The sequence below is a fragment of the Nocardiopsis sp. iso_186 genome, from assembly GCF_056173365.1.
Genome location: NZ_CM149670.1, coordinates 2084560 through 2099758, shown reverse-complemented (window position 1 = coordinate 2099758; position 15199 = coordinate 2084560). Strand labels below are relative to the sequence as shown.

Below are 15199 nucleotides of genomic sequence, written 5' to 3'. Positions count from 1 at the left end.
CGACGTGATTCGGGGGTGAAGAGGAGCCCGATGATCACGCTTCGACTGATCCGGCCGTCACTGGCTGTGAGTGGGTCTCTCACACCAGTGGCGTCAAACTAAGCCCCGCTTAACGGATGACGCAAACAGAACTAACCCTCATTGTGCGCCCTACAGCGCACGACGGACAATTTACGCCCGAGTAGGTAGCAAAACGTCCAGCCAGGCACCTTGTAGCTGAATCGTGACGAGACAAAGCTAAATCCGTCATCTGTGCGCAGGACGCACACCGACCCTTGGGACCATGCACTGGTTACTCATTGTGCACGAACGGAGGCTTTCCGTGCCAGGACGGCGGCCTGCAATGTCTCGCGCAGAGTGAGCATATGTGATCCGAAAAGGAACTTTCCCGACACGAGCAACGGCGGCCCCGCCACCAGCTTCCCATGAAGGAAACCGGGCGGAACCGCCGTCGAAAACGCACGACCGAATCGGACACGACGGCCCTTCGAGCGTTGGCGCGACGCGGTCACCGCCGGCTCAGTCGATTCCGCGCTTGCGCAGCAACGCCTCGATGTCGTCGAAATCGTCGTCCGCCCCGGACGTCGGTGCTGCGGCGGGCTTGGCCTTGGGCGCCGCGACCTGGGGCGCACCCTCAGCAGCACCCCCGGCTGCCGCGGTCGGGCGCTTGGCCCCCGCCCGGACACCGATCCCGCGTGCCGCCATGAAGCCGCCGGCCACCCACAGCACCACGGCCAGGCCGGTCAGGGCGACACCGGCCCAGACGATCGGATTGAACACCAGGCTCGCGAAAAAACCGATGACATCGGCGACCAGGCGCCACAGGATCGTCATCAGCCCCATGAGGCCAACGGCCAGGGGGAGCAGTGACCAGGCCACCGCACGCAGCCCGGGCGCGGCGCCCTTGCGGCGCCACACCAGCCACGAGACGATCAGCCCCACCACAGTGAGAGCGGCTCCCAGCACCGGACCTTCAAAAGGGATCTGTGTCGGCATGGTTCCAGTCTGACATCACCTGCTGCCCGAGAGCATCAGGCGTGTCCCCTAGGGAGGGCAGGTCGCGACGGGTGGCCACGGTTCACGCTCGGATTGTCGTCAGGGACGCGCCACCGAACGGACCCACTGGGCGTCGATGCCCTCCAGTGATTGCACGACGTGGCGCCGGTCGGCCTCTTCGATGGCCATCAGGTGCGGCACGGCCACGGTGACGCAACCGGCGGCCTGGGCCGAGGCGACACCGGTGGGCGAGTCCTCGAACGCCACACACCGCCGGGGGTTGACGCCCAGCATCCGTGCGGCCTTGAGGTAGGGCTCGGGGTGCGGCTTGTTGTGCGACACCTCGTCACCGGCGACGGTGACCTGGAAGTAGTCGGCGCCGATGAGGTCCAGGGAGTAGCCGATCAGCGGCCGATGGGTGGAGGTGACCAGTGCCATCGGGATACCGGCATCAGCGATCTGGGCGAGGAGCTCCTTGGCTCCGGGGCGCAGGTCCGCCCCGCCCTTGAGCCGGGTCTCCATGGCCTCCGCGAGCATGGTGTGGATCTGCTCCGCGGAACGGTCGGTGCCCGTCTTGTCGATCATGTACCGGGTGACCATGGTCGCCGAGGCGCCGACCGTGTTGCGCTGGTCCTGGTCGGTCCAGACCGCGCCGAGCTCGCTCACAACCTCGCGCTCGCATTCCCCCCACAGGTGCTCGGTGTCGATCAAAGTGCCGTCCATGTCGAACAGCACGGCGTGGATCGTCTCAGCTGTCATACGTTGAAATATTTCGCTTCCGGGTGGTGGATGACGATGGCGTCGGTTGCCTGCTCGGGAACGAGTTGGAACTCCTCCGACAGGGTGACTCCGACACGCTCGGGCTGGAGAAGCCCCACGATCTTGGCGCGGTCCTCCAGGTTGGGGCATGCGCCGTAGCCCAAGGAGAACCGTGCGCCGCGGTAGCCGAGCTTGAAGAAGGCGTCGAGCTCGGCTGGATCTTCACCGGCGTACCCGAGCTCGGCACGCACGCGGGTGTGCCAGTACTCCGCCAGCGCCTCGGTGAGCTGTACCGAAAGACCGTGGAGTTCGAGGTAGTCGCGGTAGGCGTTGCGTTCGAACAGCTCCGCGGTGGCCCGGCTGATCGCCGAGCCCACGGTGACCACCTGAAAGGCCACCACGTCCAGTTCCCCCGAGGATTTGGGGCGGAAGTAGTCGGCCAGGCACAGGTGGCGGTCGCGGCGCTGGCGGGGGAAGGTGAACCGGGTCCGCTCGGTCGCGCCGTCCTCGTCCAGCACGACGAGGTCGTCGCCCTCGCTGTAGCAGGGGTAGTAGCCGTAGACGACCGCGGCCTCCAACCACCCCTCGGTCTGGATACGGTCCAGCCACATGCGCATGCGCGGTCGGCCTTCGGTCTCCACCAGCTCCTCGTAGCCGGGGCCGTCGCCACGCGATCCCTTCAGTCCCCACTGCCCCATGAAGGTGGCGCGCTCGTCCAGGAAGGCGGTGTAGTCGGCGAGCGGTACGCCCTTGCTGATCCGGTCCCCCCAGAACGGCGGGGCCGGTACGGGGTTGACCACCGAGACGTCGCTGCGCTCCGGCATCGCCTCGGGCTCGGTGACGGTGAGCTTGGCGCCGGTCTTGACCCGGCGCTGGCGCAGGGGAGGCAGCTCGGCTCCCGCGACCCCGCGCTTCACCGCCATGAAGGCGTCCATCAGCCGCAGTCCGTCGAAGGCGTCGCGCGCGTAGCGGACGTGGCCGTCGAATATCCCGGCGAGGTCCTGCTCGACGTAGGAGCGGGTCAGTGCGGCGCCACCGAGCAGCACCGGGTAGCGCTCGGAGATACCTCGGGAGTTCATCTCCTCCAGGTTCTCGCGCATGATGACCGTGGACTTGACCAGAAGACCCGACATTCCGATGACGTCGGCCCGGTGCTCCTCCGCGGCGTCCAGGATCGCCGCGACCGGCTGCTTGATACCGATGTTGACGACGTCGTAGCCGTTGTTGCTCAAGATGATGTCCACGAGGTTCTTGCCGATGTCGTGGACGTCACCTTTGACCGTGGCCAGCACGATACGGCCCTTGCCGTCGTCGTCGCTCTTCTCCATGTGCGGTTCGAGGTAGGCCACGGCCTTCTTCATGACCTCGGCGGACTTGAGGACGAAGGGGAGTTGCATCTGCCCCGAGCCGAACAGCTCGCCCACGACCTTCATCCCGGCGAGCAGGGTGTCGTTGACGATGGCCAGCGCCGGGCGCTCGGCGAGACCGGCGTCGAGGTCCTTCTCGATCCCCACCAGTTCGCCGTCGATGATGCGGCGTTCGAGGCGTTCCCACAGCGGGAGGGCGGCCAGTTCCTGAGCACGCGAAGCTTTGAGCTGCTGGGCGTTGACCCCGTCGAACATCTCCAGGAACCGCTCGAGCGGGTCGTAGTCGGCGGTGCGCCGGTCGTAGACCATGTCCAGGGCGACCTGGCGCTGGTCCTCGGGGATGCGGTTCATCGGCAGGATCTTCGCGGCGTGCACGATCGCCGAGGTCAGCCCGGCCTCGACGCACTCGTTGAGGAACACCGAGTTGAGCACGATCCGCGCGGCCGGGTTGAGGCCGAAGGAGACGTTGGACAGCCCCAGCGTCGTCTGCACCCCGGGGTAGCGGCGGCAGACCTCGCGGATGGCCTCGATCGTCTCGATACCGTCGCGCCGGGTCTCCTCCTGCCCGGTGGCGATGGGGAACGTCAGGGTGTTGACGATGATGTCCTCGACCCGCATCCCCCAGGTACCGGTCAGTTCCTCGATGAGCCGGACCGCGACGCGCACCTTCCATTCGGCGGTGCGCGCCTGGCCCTCCTCGTCGATGGTCAGCGCCACCACGGCCGCGCCGTGCTCTTTGACCAGGGCCATGATTGTGGTGAACCGGGACTCGGGTCCGTCGCCGTCCTCGTAGTTGACGGAGTTGACGACGGCGCGTCCGCCCACCATCTCCAGTCCGGCCTCCAGAACAGCGGGCTCGGTGGAGTCCAGCATCAGTGGCAGCGTGGAGGCGGTCGCCAGGCGGGAGGCGAGCTCGCGCATGTCACCGGCGCCGTCACGGCCCACGTAGTCGATGTTGAGGTCGAGCAGGTGAGCACCGTCACGGATCTGGTCGCGGGCGATCTCCACACAGTCGTCGTAGCGCTCCTCGATCATCGCGGTGCGAAAGACCTTGGAGCCGTTGGCGTTGGTGCGCTCGCCCACTGCGAGGTAGCTGCTGTCCTGACGGAGCGGAACGCTCTGGTAGAGCGAGGCGGCGCTGGGCTCGCTCAGCGGCTTGCGCTCCCTGATACCGCGGCCCTGGACCCGTTCCACCACCTGGCGCAGGTGTTCGGGAGTGGTACCGCAGCAGCCACCGGCCAGGGCCAGACCGAACTCCGAGGTGAAGGAGTCGTGGGCGTCCGCGAGCTCGGTGGGGCTGAGCGGGTAGACGGCACCGGTGGAGCCCAGCTCCGGCAGGCCGGCGTTGGGCATGCAGGAGATCGGGACACGGGCGTGCTGGGCGAGGTAGCGCAGGTGCTCGCTCATCTCGGCCGGTCCGGTGGCGCAGTTCAACCCGATCATGTCGATGCCCAGCGGCTCCAGCGAGGTGAGCGCCGCACCGATCTCGGAGCCCATCAGCATGGTGCCGGTGGTCTCGATGGTCACCTGGGCGATGACGGGGACATCGCGGCCCGCGGCGCGCACCGCGCGCAGCGAACCCACGACGGCCGCCTTGACCTGGAGGAGGTCCTGGCAGGTCTCGATCAAAATGGCGTCGGCGCCGCCGTCGATGAGGCCCTGGCCGCACTGCTCGTAGTAGTCGCGCAGGAGGGCGTAGGGCGCGTGGCCGAGGGTGGGCAGCTTGGTCCCGGGACCAACCGAACCGAGGACGTAACGGGGCTGGTCGCGCGTGGTGTACTCGTCGGCGACCTCACGAGCGAGGCGGGCACCGGACTCGGCCAGTTCGTAGGTGCGTTCGACGATGTCGTACTCGCCGAGGTTGCCGAAATTGGCGCCGAAGGTGTTGGTCTCGACGCAGTTGACACCGACGTCGAAGAAAGCGGCATGGGTGGCGCGCACGACCTCGGGCCGGGTGACGTTGAGGATCTCGTTGCAGCCCTCGTGTCCCTGAAAGTCGTCCAGACCGAGGTCGTGCGCCTGGAGCATGGTGCCCATCGCACCGTCGGCGACGATGACGCGGGAAGTGAGGACATCGCGAAAGGAGGGTCGAGAACTCATATACCTGGCTTCGGTGTTGGACTGGGGTTCCGCGGGCCGTGCCCGTTGTCCAGGGGGCCGTAGCCGTGACCGGCTCAGCCCTCGGGGTCGGACGACGGTGTCCTACGGCTGGCGGCGCGGCCGACCTCCCGACGATATCGCACGGGTTCAACAAGGGCTCGGACGCGTCGGAAGAACACCGGTGCCGCCGTTGTTATGCCCTCGTTGACCCGACACCGTGTCGTTGTACGGGAGGGGCACACACTTGGTGCTCGCCCACTGCGCCCACTGGGGCGTTGGACATAGGGTGGTCGGGACCGGCCGAGCCGCGTTCGACTTCGTCGTCGGATGAGTTCGCCGCCGACGCGACTTGGGTTCGCGGAACGGCCGGATGGCAGTCGGTGGTGTTGACCGGGTGACCCACCAGTGGCGCCCGGAATGTGAGGAGACGGCCTGTGCCTGAGCTCGACAGCGTCGGAAAGCTCGTCGAGCCCGTGATGGTGGCCGCGTTCGAGGGGTGGAACGACGCCGGTGACGCGGCCAGCGCCGTCGTCGAGCACCTGGCCACCACGTGGGGTTCCGAAGAACTTCTTTCTCTGGATTCGGAGGACTACTACGACTTCCAGGTCGCGCGGCCGCGGGTGAAGTCGGTCAACGGCAACAGCCAGTCCATCCGATGGCCGGGGGTGAAGGTGTCGGTGTCGCGTCCGCCCGGCGGGCGGGATGTGCTGCTGGTCCGGGGGTCGGAGCCGAGCATGCGCTGGCGAGGGTTCGCCAGCGACCTGTTGTCGGTGGCGCAGGAGTTGGGAGTGCGCCGGGTCGTCCTGCTCGGCGCGTTGCTCGCGGACGTGCCGCATACCCGGCCGGTGCCGGTGACGAGCGTGTTCTCCCATCCCGAACTGGCCAAGACGATGAACCTGGAGCCGACGACCTACGACGGCCCCACGGGGATCATCGGCGTGCTGCACGACGTGTTCAGCCGAGCGGGTGTGGAGACGTTCTCGTTGTGGGCCGCTGTACCGCACTACGTGGCGCAGCCGCCCAGCCCCAAGGCAACCCTGGCGTTGCTGCGTCGGGTCGAGGACACCCTCGACCTCACCGTGCGCCTGGGCGAGCTGCCCGAGGACGCCAGGGCCTGGGAGCGCGGGGTGGACGAGTTGGCGGCCGAGGACTCGGACGTCGCCGGGTACGTGCGCAGCCTTGAAGAGGCCAAGGACGCCTCGGAGCTGCCCGAGGCGACGGGCGAGGCGATCGCGCGGGAGTTCGAACGCTATTTGAAGCGACGCGGCCAGGGATCCTAGCGGTTCATGGGTCCAGGGGCCGGGCCCGGTGGGGTTTCTCCACCGGGCCCGGCCCCGTTTTCCCTGCGGCCGCGCCCGATTCGACCGGGAACCGACTGGCCGGCTCCGCGCACGCTCGCCAGACGGCACGATCCGGCCCCCACGGGGCCGGATCCTCCCTGCCGTCAGCCCGGGGTGATCTGGCGCCACTCCCCCGTGGCCAGTACCGCGGCCCAGGCGCCGGCGATCCGGGCCAGGCCGCGCCGCACCTCGTCGACCACGGCCGGGGCCAGTGGCGACAACGCCGCCTCACCCGGCACCAGGCGCACGGTCACACGCAATCCGTCGAGCACCCGCTGGGCACGGGCCACGGCCTCGGGATCGCCGGGGCCCCCTGCCGCGTGGCTCAACTGGGCGCGCAGTCCGTCGCGCAGGGCGATCGCCTCGTCGAGGTCGGCGAGGGTGATGGGGATGGCCCCCTCGGTGGCCAGCCGCTGCTCCCGGAGGAAGCGGGCGAGATCGGCCCGGTCGGAGAGCGAGTCCCCGGTACTGATGAAGGTGTGGATGAGAGCGGCGGCGCCGCTCTTCTTGGTGGGGGTTGTCATAGGGATATGACATCACGGAACGCCATCGCGTGATGACGGTTCGGCGGCTCCCCCGACCGTGCCCGCGACTGCGCGGCGCACGGTCGGTCTCCCCGGGGGGCGGGCGATCGCAGCGGCCTGGAGAGACCGCACGGGTCAGAGCGCTACACCCAGGAGGGTGTCAACGATGTCGCGCAGCAGGGCCGGGGCTGCGGGGTCGCCGTGCGGCTCGGCCAGTGCTCTCCTCGCCCAGGTGTTGACGGCCAGCAGCGCCGCGGGCGAATCGAGGTCGGCGGCAAGCGCCGCACGCACCTCGGCCAGCAGTGGAGCGGCGTCGGGTGCAGCGGGCAGGGCGGCGGCGGAACGCCAGAGCTCCAGGCGGGCACGGGCTTCGTCCAGGGAGGTGTCGCCCCACTCCCAGGCGGTGCGGTAATGGTGTTCGAGCAGGGCCAGGCGTACCGCCATCGGGTCCACCCCGTCGGCGCGCAGCCGCGAGACGAAGACCAGGTTGCCCAACGACTTGGACATCTTCTCGCCGTCCAGGCCGACCATCGCCACGTGCACGTAGTTCTGCGCGTGCGGGGCGGTACCGGTCGCACAACGCGCCTCGGCCGCGCCCATCTCGTGATGGGGGAACACGAGGTCGTCGCCGCCGCCGTTGAGGTCGAAGGACATGCCGAGCTCGTGCAGGGAGATGGCGCTGCACTCGACGTGCCAGCCGGGACGGCCACGGCCGAGCGGGGTATCCCAGGCAGGCTCTCCGGGACGCTGGGCACGCCACAACAGCCAGTCCAGGGGATCCTTCTTGCCGGGGCGCTGGGGGTCGCCGCCACGCTCGGCGAACAGGTGCAGCATCTGGTCGCGGTCCAGGCCGCTGACCGAGCCGAAGCCCTCGGAGGAGGCGGCGGAGAAGTAGATGTCACCGTCGAGTTCGTAGGCCGCGCCCCGTTCCCGCAGGCGGGCGACGAAATCGGCGATGAGGTCGATGGACTCGACGACTCCGACGTAGGCGCGCGGCGGCAGGATCCGCAGGGCCGTCATGTCCTCACGAAACACCTGGATCTCGCGTTCGGCCAGGGCCCGCCAGTCCTCGCCGGTGGCCTCGGCCCGTTCCAGGAGGGGGTCGTCGATGTCGGTCGTGTTCTGGACGTAGTCCACGTCATGGCCGGCATCGCGCCACACCCGGTTGAGCAGGTCGAAGACGAGGTAGGTGAAGGCGTGCCCCAGGTGTGCGGCATCGTAGGGGGTGATCCCGCAGACGTAGAGTCGCGCTGTACGGTCGGGGGTTGTCGTGCGCAGGGTGCCGGTGACGGTGTCGTGGACGCTGAGCGGCCCGCCGTTTCCGGGGAGGGCGACGGTTTCGGGCGCAGACCAAGAACGCATGAGCAAGAGACTATCTGCCCGTCTGGGCGGAATCGGCCCGGCATGGCATCTGACCTAGGGAGACGAACGCCCCAGTCGTCGTGGGAATCGGATCGGGCGGCGGATGTGTTCGTGGGAGGCACTCAGGGCGTGTCGGGCGGCCGCGAGGAGAGGGCGACCATCGCCATGCTCGCCACGACCGCCCCCAGGCACAGCACCGACAGTCCCAGGTTGTCGTGACTCCAGTGCCACAGGGTGGCCGCCAGCGCGACCACGTAGAGCAGCCAGTAGGCCGCGCGCTCCCAGGCCAGCGCGGCTTTGGCCCGGCCCGCACCGCCGTTGGGGCCGCCCGGGCGCGCGTGCGCTCCGCGATTGGTCACTTCGAGTACGCAACCCTTCCGACTGGGGCTTTTTCGGTCCTGCCTCAACTGGCTCGACTAACAGACGTCTGCCTGGCGACAGTGGTTTACCGGGGCAGCGTTCGACGGATCAGCGGATCATCCGCCAGGCGGTCGGGTCGCCCGGCCGGTCGCTGAAGGCGTAGCGCAGCGCCGTGGGCGCGCAGGCCAACAGGGTGATCGACCCGGTGGCCCACACCCTGCCGTCCATGAGTTCGACCCGGGTGATCAGGGCTGCGGGGTCGTCGGTCCCCGAACCGGTGCCGGCGGTGCGCGCCCCGTCGCGTACGGAACCGTCGAGCAGGCCGGGCCAGGCCCCCCAGACGGCTCCGACCGAGCCGGCCGACGCCAGGACGGTGGCGCCCGGCACCGGACGGGTGCGCTCGAACAGCGGGGTGTTGCGGGCGGCGCGCGGCTCGGCCGGGTCAACACCGTTGTTGACGACGATGGTGACCCCCGGGGCGAGCGCCTGGCGCGCGAGCCCGGTCCCGTCCCAGCTGAGCAGGGCCGCAGCTTCGCTGTCCGCGATGATCAGGTGAAACGGGTCGAATGCGCGCAACTGGTCGAGGGAAAGCCCGAGTTCACCCGTGCGTGCTGCCAGGAGGGGGAGCTCGCCCCTGCTGCGGCGCGGGATGTCAGGGGCGACGGTGCGGTCCAGTACGGGGCGCCGACCAGCGGTGTGCGCGGTGTCGAGCCGTCCGTTGAGGACGGCGGCGACGCGGGGGGAACCCTGCGTCGAGACCGCCAGCCATGTCCCACCGGCCAGCAGGTCGCGTCCGCCGAGCAGTCCTGGGCTACTGGGCCAGTGCGCGCCCGGCGACTCGAAGGGGCGGTCGGTCATCTCGTCGCGCAGCGCTGCGACGACCAGCGGGACGGGCGACGCCGGGTCGAAGCCGATGATGACGGTGCACATCCGAGCACTCCTTAACGCAAGAGACACACCCACCATAAGCGCCGGATAACGGGCCGACCGAATGAAAGAGCCGGGGCCGGCCCCGGCTCTGGCCAGGGTGGAAAACAATGCTCGCGCGAACACGCGAAAGCCACCGGTCTCATAAGCTCAGACCTCCGGTGCGTGAGCACCCCGGCCCGGCCGCGTCCTCTAGACGCCGCCGCTGGCCCCAGAAGGCAATTCACGGATGGAGACCGGATGGTCCAGCAGGGTGGAGCAGCGGCGGTCGCAGCACAGGACGTGCGGGGACTCAGCTCCGCGGAGGCAGCGCGCCGGCTGGCGTCAGGGCTGGGCAACGACGTTCCGATCCGGGCGAGCCGGAGTCTCGGGCAGATCGTCCGAGCCAACGTGTTCACCCGGATCAACGCGATGGTCGCGGTGCTGTTCGCCGTCATCGCGGTGATCGGCCCGCTCCAGGACGGCTTGTTCGCTCTGGTCATCGTCTTCAACACACTGATCGGCGTGATCCAGGAACTGCGCGCCAAACGCACCCTGGACGCGCTGGCCATCGTCAACGCCGCCCACCCCCGTGTGGTGCGCGACAACGAGGTGACGGAGGTGTCAACCCAGGGCGTCGTCCTGGACGACGTCCTGGAGTTCGGTCAGGGCGAGCAGGCCGTCGTGGACGGGGTCGTGCTTTCCTCCGCGGGCCTGGAGGTGGACGAATCGCTGCTGACCGGAGAAGCCGACCCCGTGGTGAAGCAGCCGGGTGACCCGATCCTGTCGGGCAGTTTCGTGGTCGCCGGCAGTGGGCGGTTTCGGGCGACGAAGGTCGGCCGGGACGCCTACGCCGCGCGCCTGGCCGAGGAGGCGGGCAGGTTCGGACTGGTCAACTCCGAGCTGCGCGCGGGCGTCAACCGGATCCTGACCTTCATCACCTGGCTGCTCCTGCCCGTGGGGGCTCTGCTGATCTACAGTCAGCTGTACCTGGGCAGCCAGGTCACCAGTGACGCCGCCGTCACCGACGGATTCATCAACGGCCCCGTACCCGACGCCCTGCGCGGCATGGTGGCCGCGCTGGTCTCGATGGTGCCCGAAGGACTCGTGCTGCTGATCAGCATCGCGTTCGCCGTTGGCGTGGTCCGGTTGGGACGACGCCAGTGCCTGGTCCAGGAGCTTCCCGCGATCGAGGGCCTGGCCCGGGTGGACGTGGTCTGCACCGACAAGACGGGCACCCTCACCGAGAACGGTATGCGGCTGTCGCGGATCCATCAGCTCGGCGACACCCACGATTTCCCGGTCGGCGAAGTGCTCGCCGCCCTGGCCGCGGTGGACCCGCGCCCCAACCTGAGCATGCTGGCCATCGCCGAGGCGTACCCGCAGGCCCCGGATTGGGAGCCCACGTCCATCGCCGCGTTCTCCTCGGGGCGCAGGTGGAGCGGCGCCAGTTTCGCCACTCCCGAGGGCGGGCGCAACTGGGTCCTGGGGGCGGCCGACGTCCTGGCCGCACCGGGTAGTGCGGTGGCCGACCAGGCCGAGGAGATCGGTGCGACGGGTCTTCGGGTGCTGCTGTTGGCAGCCGCCCCCGAACGGGTCAGTGCCGACGCCGCCCCCACCGTGATCACCCCGGTGGCGTTGGTGGTGCTGGAGCAGCGCATCCGGGACGACGCGGCGGCGACACTGCGTTATTTCGCCGACCAGGACGTCGAGGTCAAGGTGGTCTCCGGCGACAACGCCGTGTCGGTGGGAGCGGTGGCCGCCGAGTTGGAGCTCCCCGGCGCCCACGATCCGGTGGACGCGCGGAAGCTGCCCACCGAGGCCGCGGCGTTCGCCGACCGGGTTGAGGAGGGCACGGTCTTCGGCCGCGTCTCGCCTGAGCAGAAACGCTCCATGGTGCGCGGGCTGCGCGAGCGGGGACACACCGTCGCCATGACCGGCGACGGCGTCAACGACGTCCTGGCGCTGAAGGACTCCGATATCGGCGTCGCCATGGGGTCGGGAAGCCAGGCGGCCCGATCGGTCGCCCAACTGGTCCTGCTGGACAACCGGTTCGCCACCCTGCCGTACGTGGTGGCCGAGGGGCGCCGCGTCATCGGCAACATCGAGCGCGTCGCCAACCTCTTCCTCACCAAGACCGTGTACTCCATGACGATGGCCAGTGTCGTCGGGGTGCTCGCTGTGGCCTACCCGTTCCTGCCCCGGCACGCCACGTTGATCAACGCGGTCACGTTCGGCATCCCCTCGTTCTTCCTGGCGCTGGCCCCCAACAACGAACGTGCCCGGCCGGGGTTCGTCAAGCGCACCCTGCGCTTGGCGGTACCAGCCGGCCTGATCAGCGGATTCGCAGCGATCACCACCTATCTGATGGTGCTCGAAGGCGCGAGGACACCCGACCTCACCGACCGGACAGCGGTCGTGGTGACGCTGTGCGCGACGACGCTGTGGGTGCTGCTGCTGGTGGCCAAACCCTACGTGTGGTGGAAGGTGGTGCTGGTGGGGGCGATGGCCGGGCTGTTGCTGACCGCGCTGCTCACCCCGGCGGGCCGGACCTTCTTCGCCCTGGACGTCAGCGACCCCGCGAAGCTCACCACCGCCCTGGTGGTGGCGGGGGTCGCGGCAACGCTGATCACCGTCGTGCGGATTGTGGACGACTGGTTCTTCGCGCGCGACACCGCTTCCTGACCTTCGGCGGCGGTCGCGTGGTGCGGCCGGCCGGCGCGGGCACGTCCCGCGCCGGCAGCGGTCAGATCGGCGGCCAGGGGACGGCCGGCCAGTCCGGGGAGGGGTAGGGGTGCAGATCGTGCTCGCACAAGACCTCGACCCGCCGGCGGGTGGCGTAGCGTTCGGGCCCCGTCAGGTGTTGCTCCAGGGTCCGCGCGAGGTCGCTGTGGGGGGTGGTGAGCAGGGTGAGCAGGGAATTCAGCCGCTCCAGCGCTCCCTCGGGCAGGGATTCCCCGGCCCACTGCCACAGCACGGTGCGCAGTTTGTAGTCCTCGGCGAACGCGACCCCGTGGTCGCAGCCGTAGAGATGGCCGTCCGGGACCGGCAGCAGATGTCCGATCTTGCGGTCGGAATTGTTGATGACGGCGTCGAAAACGGCCATCCGGCGCAGCCCCGGATGGTCGAGGTCGCGGGCAAGCGCGATGAGGTTGACCGCCGGGTCGGGTTCGGTCCACAACTGCACCATCCCCGGCCCGTGCGGGCCGTCGCGGTACACCGTCGGCGGGACCACCGCCCAGCCCAGCGCCTCCGACACCGCGTGCGCCGCGACCTCCCGGCCGGCAAGCGTGCCGTCGGGGAAGTCCCACAGCGGCCGCTCCCCCGCGACCGGTTTGTACACGCAGGCGGCACTGTCGAGGCCCGAGGAGACCTCGCAGTAGAGGGTGGTGTTGGAAGCGCCGGTCAACCGCCCGAGCACCTGGATGTGGCCGGCTCGGAGAAGCTCCAGAAAGTCGGCTGCGGTGCGGCGATCGGACGGCGACGACGCTGTCATGCGGCCCCCCGTTTTTCTTCGTGCCCTAGTTCAGCCCGACAGGCTTGTACCCATTCTGGCGCGGACAGATGTGCCCCTCGGGGTCCAACGGTCCACCGCACAGGGGGCAGTTGGGACGCCCGGCTGCCACGACGCGCAGCGCCCGTCCGGCAAAAGCCCGCGCAAAGGCCGGCGTGAGGTAGACGCGGAGGACGTCGTGGGCGGTCTCGGTGTCGGCGAATGCCTCCACCTCTTCTTCCGTGGTGGGTTCCCCGCCCGATTCGACCTCGCGGATCTGCTGGGCCTCGATCACCACGCGCCTGGTGTCGGAGTCCCAGGCCAGAGCCATCGTGCCGACCCGGAAGTCCTCCTCGATCGGCTGCTCCAGCGGAGCATCGTCGCTTCCCGCCGTGGCGTCGAGGTCGGTGTCGTCGCCGAAGCGGCGCCGGACCTCGTCCAAGAGTTCCCCGACCCGTTCCGCAAGTGCAGTGACCTGCGCTTTCTCCAGGGCAACACTGGTGACACGGCCATCGCCGACGGCCTGGAGGAAGAAGGTGCGCTCCCCTGGCTGGCCGACGGTGCCGGCCACGAATCGTTCGGGCGGGTCGTACTGGAACACGGGCATCGCTGAGGCTCCGGGAATGGTCTGCGCTGGCTGGGCATGGTGACGGCCCCGCGCGTGCGGGGACGGGAAACCGGCTGGGAACTGTTCTATCAGCCTTCGCCTGCGCCTCCGCCGACCACTGCGTCGGTAGAGCCGGCCGCCCCACCGACCTGGAGTCCCGACAGGGACTCCCCGAGGTCGTTGAGGCGCAGCAGGAACGGGCGGAACGCGGTGTAACGCACCGCGCTGAGCGAGCACGGGTCGGCGTTGAGGCGCTGAAACTGGTCCAGGTGCAGGCCGAGTGCGTCGGCGAGGATCGCCTTGATCACGTCACCGTGACTGCACACCAGGTAGACCGGATGCTCCGTGTGCTCGGTGAGACGCGTGTTGTGGTCGCGTACCGCCGCGACCGCACGGTGGGCCGTCTCGGCCAGGCTCTCCCCGCCGGGGAAGCGCGCACCGCTGGGATGGGACTGCACGACCTGCCACAGCGGCTCATGGGCCAGCTCCGCCAGCGGACGTCCGGTCCACTCGCCGTAGTGGCACTCCCCGAAGCGCTCGTCAACGGTGATCGCGGGGGCGGCCTCGGCCGCGTCCGCGATCGCCTGGGCGGTCTCGCGGCAGCGCTCCAGCGGGCTGGACACGATCGCGTCGAAGCGGATCGGGGCCAGTCGCGCACCGACCCGGGCGGCCTGGGCGCGCCCGCGTTCGTCCAGGTGCACGCCCGGGGTCCATCCGGCGAGGGCGGAACCGGTGAGGGGGGTCAGTCCGTGCCGGACCAGCACCAGGGTCGCGGTTCGCGTGCCGCTCACTGGCCCGGGACCTCGTCGCCGGCTCGCGGACGGTCGGGATCGGTGAGACCGTTCCAGAGGTAGGAGGTGGCCCCTCGGGATTCGAGGCGCTCGCGGTACTCCTCGATGGTGGACCTGGTGGGCAGCGCGACCATGGCCATACCCAGCAGGGAGATGACCGCCCCGGCCAGGAGCGGGGTGAGGCTCATCTCGCCCAGGAACGCCCCGACCAGACCGAGCATCACAGCGGCCTCGCACAACGCGAGGCGGACCAGGGTCGTGGAGTTGGCCCTGAGGACCGCCTGATGCCCAGCGGCCCCCGGGGTGAGGTCCGTGTCCAGGGGCGCCGGCCGGAGCAGGAACGCCGCGGCCACCGCGCCCAGCCCGACGGCCGGAAGCGCGATGGCGATCGGGGTGAAGGCGAACTCCACCCCGATGACGACGACCATGACCCCGGTGATCAGCGGGATCACACCCGCCATGGCCACGGAGAGCAGGCGAAGGACCGACAACGGCGTGGCACTGCCGCCCAACGAGGCGAGGAAACCGGGGTCCGCCTCGCTCCCCAAGGGGGAGGCCCATCGCCGGGAGGCGCGATCGTGTGGGGTGCTCATC

The 15199-nt window shown here is 69.4% G+C and carries 13 protein-coding genes; 2 read left to right on the top strand and 11 right to left on the bottom strand.

Annotation, left to right across the window (positions count from 1 at the left end; all coding sequences use genetic code 11):
• Positions 1–519: 519 nt before the first annotated feature.
• The 3 genes from AC0VYP_RS09370 to metH all read right to left on the bottom strand — a co-directional run bounded on the left by AC0VYP_RS09370 (position 520) and on the right by metH (position 5222).
• Positions 520–996 carry a cellulose synthase gene (locus AC0VYP_RS09370; protein ID WP_285760339.1) on the bottom strand — a complete coding sequence of 159 codons (477 nt, stop codon included), beginning with the start codon at positions 994–996 and terminating at the stop codon, positions 520–522.
• Positions 997–1095: 99 nt separating this feature from the next.
• Positions 1096–1755: an HAD family hydrolase gene (locus AC0VYP_RS09365; RefSeq protein WP_475473515.1), complete on the bottom strand. Its 660-nt coding sequence runs from the start codon at positions 1753–1755 to the stop codon at positions 1096–1098.
• Entirely contained in the window at positions 1752–5222 is a 3471-nt protein-coding gene (gene metH, locus AC0VYP_RS09360; protein WP_475473513.1) for a methionine synthase, read from the bottom strand. Before metH ends, AC0VYP_RS09365 begins: the two co-directional genes overlap by 4 nt.
• A 434-nt stretch (positions 5223–5656) precedes the next feature.
• On the opposite strand from metH, the gene AC0VYP_RS09355 reads away from it, so the two are divergent.
• On the top strand, positions 5657–6502 hold the full coding sequence (locus AC0VYP_RS09355; RefSeq protein WP_475473512.1) for a PAC2 family protein: 846 nt from the start codon (positions 5657–5659) through the stop codon (positions 6500–6502).
• 164 nt (positions 6503–6666) lie between these two features.
• Here the strand turns inward: AC0VYP_RS09355 and AC0VYP_RS09350 are convergent, their stop codons facing one another.
• The 4 genes from AC0VYP_RS09350 to AC0VYP_RS09335 all read right to left on the bottom strand — a co-directional run bounded on the left by AC0VYP_RS09350 (position 6667) and on the right by AC0VYP_RS09335 (position 9738).
• Positions 6667–7086 (bottom strand): ABATE domain-containing protein, encoded by a 420-nt coding sequence (locus AC0VYP_RS09350; protein WP_285760343.1) that lies wholly within the window; start codon positions 7084–7086, stop codon positions 6667–6669.
• Positions 7087–7221: 135 nt separating this feature from the next.
• Entirely contained in the window at positions 7222–8454 is a 1233-nt protein-coding gene (gene mshC, locus AC0VYP_RS09345) for a cysteine--1-D-myo-inosityl 2-amino-2-deoxy-alpha-D-glucopyranoside ligase (RefSeq protein WP_475473510.1), read from the bottom strand.
• Between the two features lie 116 nt (positions 8455–8570).
• Positions 8571–8807 carry a hypothetical protein gene (locus AC0VYP_RS09340; protein WP_285760345.1) on the bottom strand — a complete coding sequence of 79 codons (237 nt, stop codon included), beginning with the start codon at positions 8805–8807 and terminating at the stop codon, positions 8571–8573.
• Between the two features lie 109 nt (positions 8808–8916).
• On the bottom strand, positions 8917–9738 hold the full coding sequence (locus AC0VYP_RS09335) for an NRDE family protein (protein WP_475473508.1): 822 nt from the start codon (positions 9736–9738) through the stop codon (positions 8917–8919).
• A 237-nt stretch (positions 9739–9975) separates the two neighbouring features.
• Between AC0VYP_RS09335 and AC0VYP_RS09330 the strand changes: the two genes are divergently transcribed.
• On the top strand, positions 9976–12399 hold the full coding sequence (locus AC0VYP_RS09330) for an HAD-IC family P-type ATPase (RefSeq protein ID WP_285760347.1): 2424 nt from the start codon (positions 9976–9978) through the stop codon (positions 12397–12399).
• Positions 12400–12460: 61 nt separating this feature from the next.
• Here the strand turns inward: AC0VYP_RS09330 and AC0VYP_RS09325 are convergent, their stop codons facing one another.
• From AC0VYP_RS09325 to AC0VYP_RS09310, 4 genes are all read right to left on the bottom strand, one after another.
• Positions 12461–13210, bottom strand: coding sequence for an SCO1664 family protein (locus AC0VYP_RS09325; protein ID WP_475473505.1), 750 nt, complete (start codon positions 13208–13210; stop codon positions 12461–12463).
• Positions 13211–13235: 25 nt separating this feature from the next.
• Positions 13236–13814 carry a DUF3090 domain-containing protein gene (locus AC0VYP_RS09320; protein WP_285760349.1) on the bottom strand — a complete coding sequence of 193 codons (579 nt, stop codon included), beginning with the start codon at positions 13812–13814 and terminating at the stop codon, positions 13236–13238.
• Positions 13815–13903: 89 nt separating this feature from the next.
• Positions 13904–14605, bottom strand: coding sequence for an MSMEG_4193 family putative phosphomutase (locus AC0VYP_RS09315; RefSeq protein ID WP_285760350.1), 702 nt, complete (start codon positions 14603–14605; stop codon positions 13904–13906).
• Positions 14602–15198, bottom strand: a complete 597-nt coding sequence (locus tag AC0VYP_RS09310) for a hypothetical protein (RefSeq protein ID WP_285760351.1) — start codon at positions 15196–15198, stop codon at positions 14602–14604. The genes AC0VYP_RS09315 and AC0VYP_RS09310 overlap by 4 nt, the downstream gene beginning before the upstream one ends.
• Position 15199: the final 1 nt, after the last annotated feature.

What these genes read in the sequence shown, in the direction of transcription:
- AC0VYP_RS09330 (WP_285760347.1), top strand. Translation starts at nt 9,976, where the DNA reads ATGGTCCAGCAGGGTGGAGCAGCGGCGGTCGCAGCACAGGACGTGCGG.
- AC0VYP_RS09335 (WP_475473508.1), bottom strand. Translation starts at nt 9,738, where the DNA reads ATGTGCACCGTCATCATCGGCTTCGACCCGGCGTCGCCCGTCCCGCTG.
- metH (WP_475473513.1), bottom strand. Translation starts at nt 5,222, where the DNA reads ATGAGTTCTCGACCCTCCTTTCGCGATGTCCTCACTTCCCGCGTCATC.
- AC0VYP_RS09365 (WP_475473515.1), bottom strand. Translation starts at nt 1,755, where the DNA reads ATGACAGCTGAGACGATCCACGCCGTGCTGTTCGACATGGACGGCACT.
- AC0VYP_RS09370 (WP_285760339.1), bottom strand. Translation starts at nt 996, where the DNA reads ATGCCGACACAGATCCCTTTTGAAGGTCCGGTGCTGGGAGCCGCTCTC.
- AC0VYP_RS09320 (WP_285760349.1), bottom strand. Translation starts at nt 13,814, where the DNA reads ATGCCCGTGTTCCAGTACGACCCGCCCGAACGATTCGTGGCCGGCACC.
- AC0VYP_RS09350 (WP_285760343.1), bottom strand. Translation starts at nt 7,086, where the DNA reads ATGACAACCCCCACCAAGAAGAGCGGCGCCGCCGCTCTCATCCACACC.
- AC0VYP_RS09325 (WP_475473505.1), bottom strand. Translation starts at nt 13,210, where the DNA reads ATGACAGCGTCGTCGCCGTCCGATCGCCGCACCGCAGCCGACTTTCTG.
- AC0VYP_RS09310 (WP_285760351.1), bottom strand. Translation starts at nt 15,198, where the DNA reads ATGAGCACCCCACACGATCGCGCCTCCCGGCGATGGGCCTCCCCCTTG.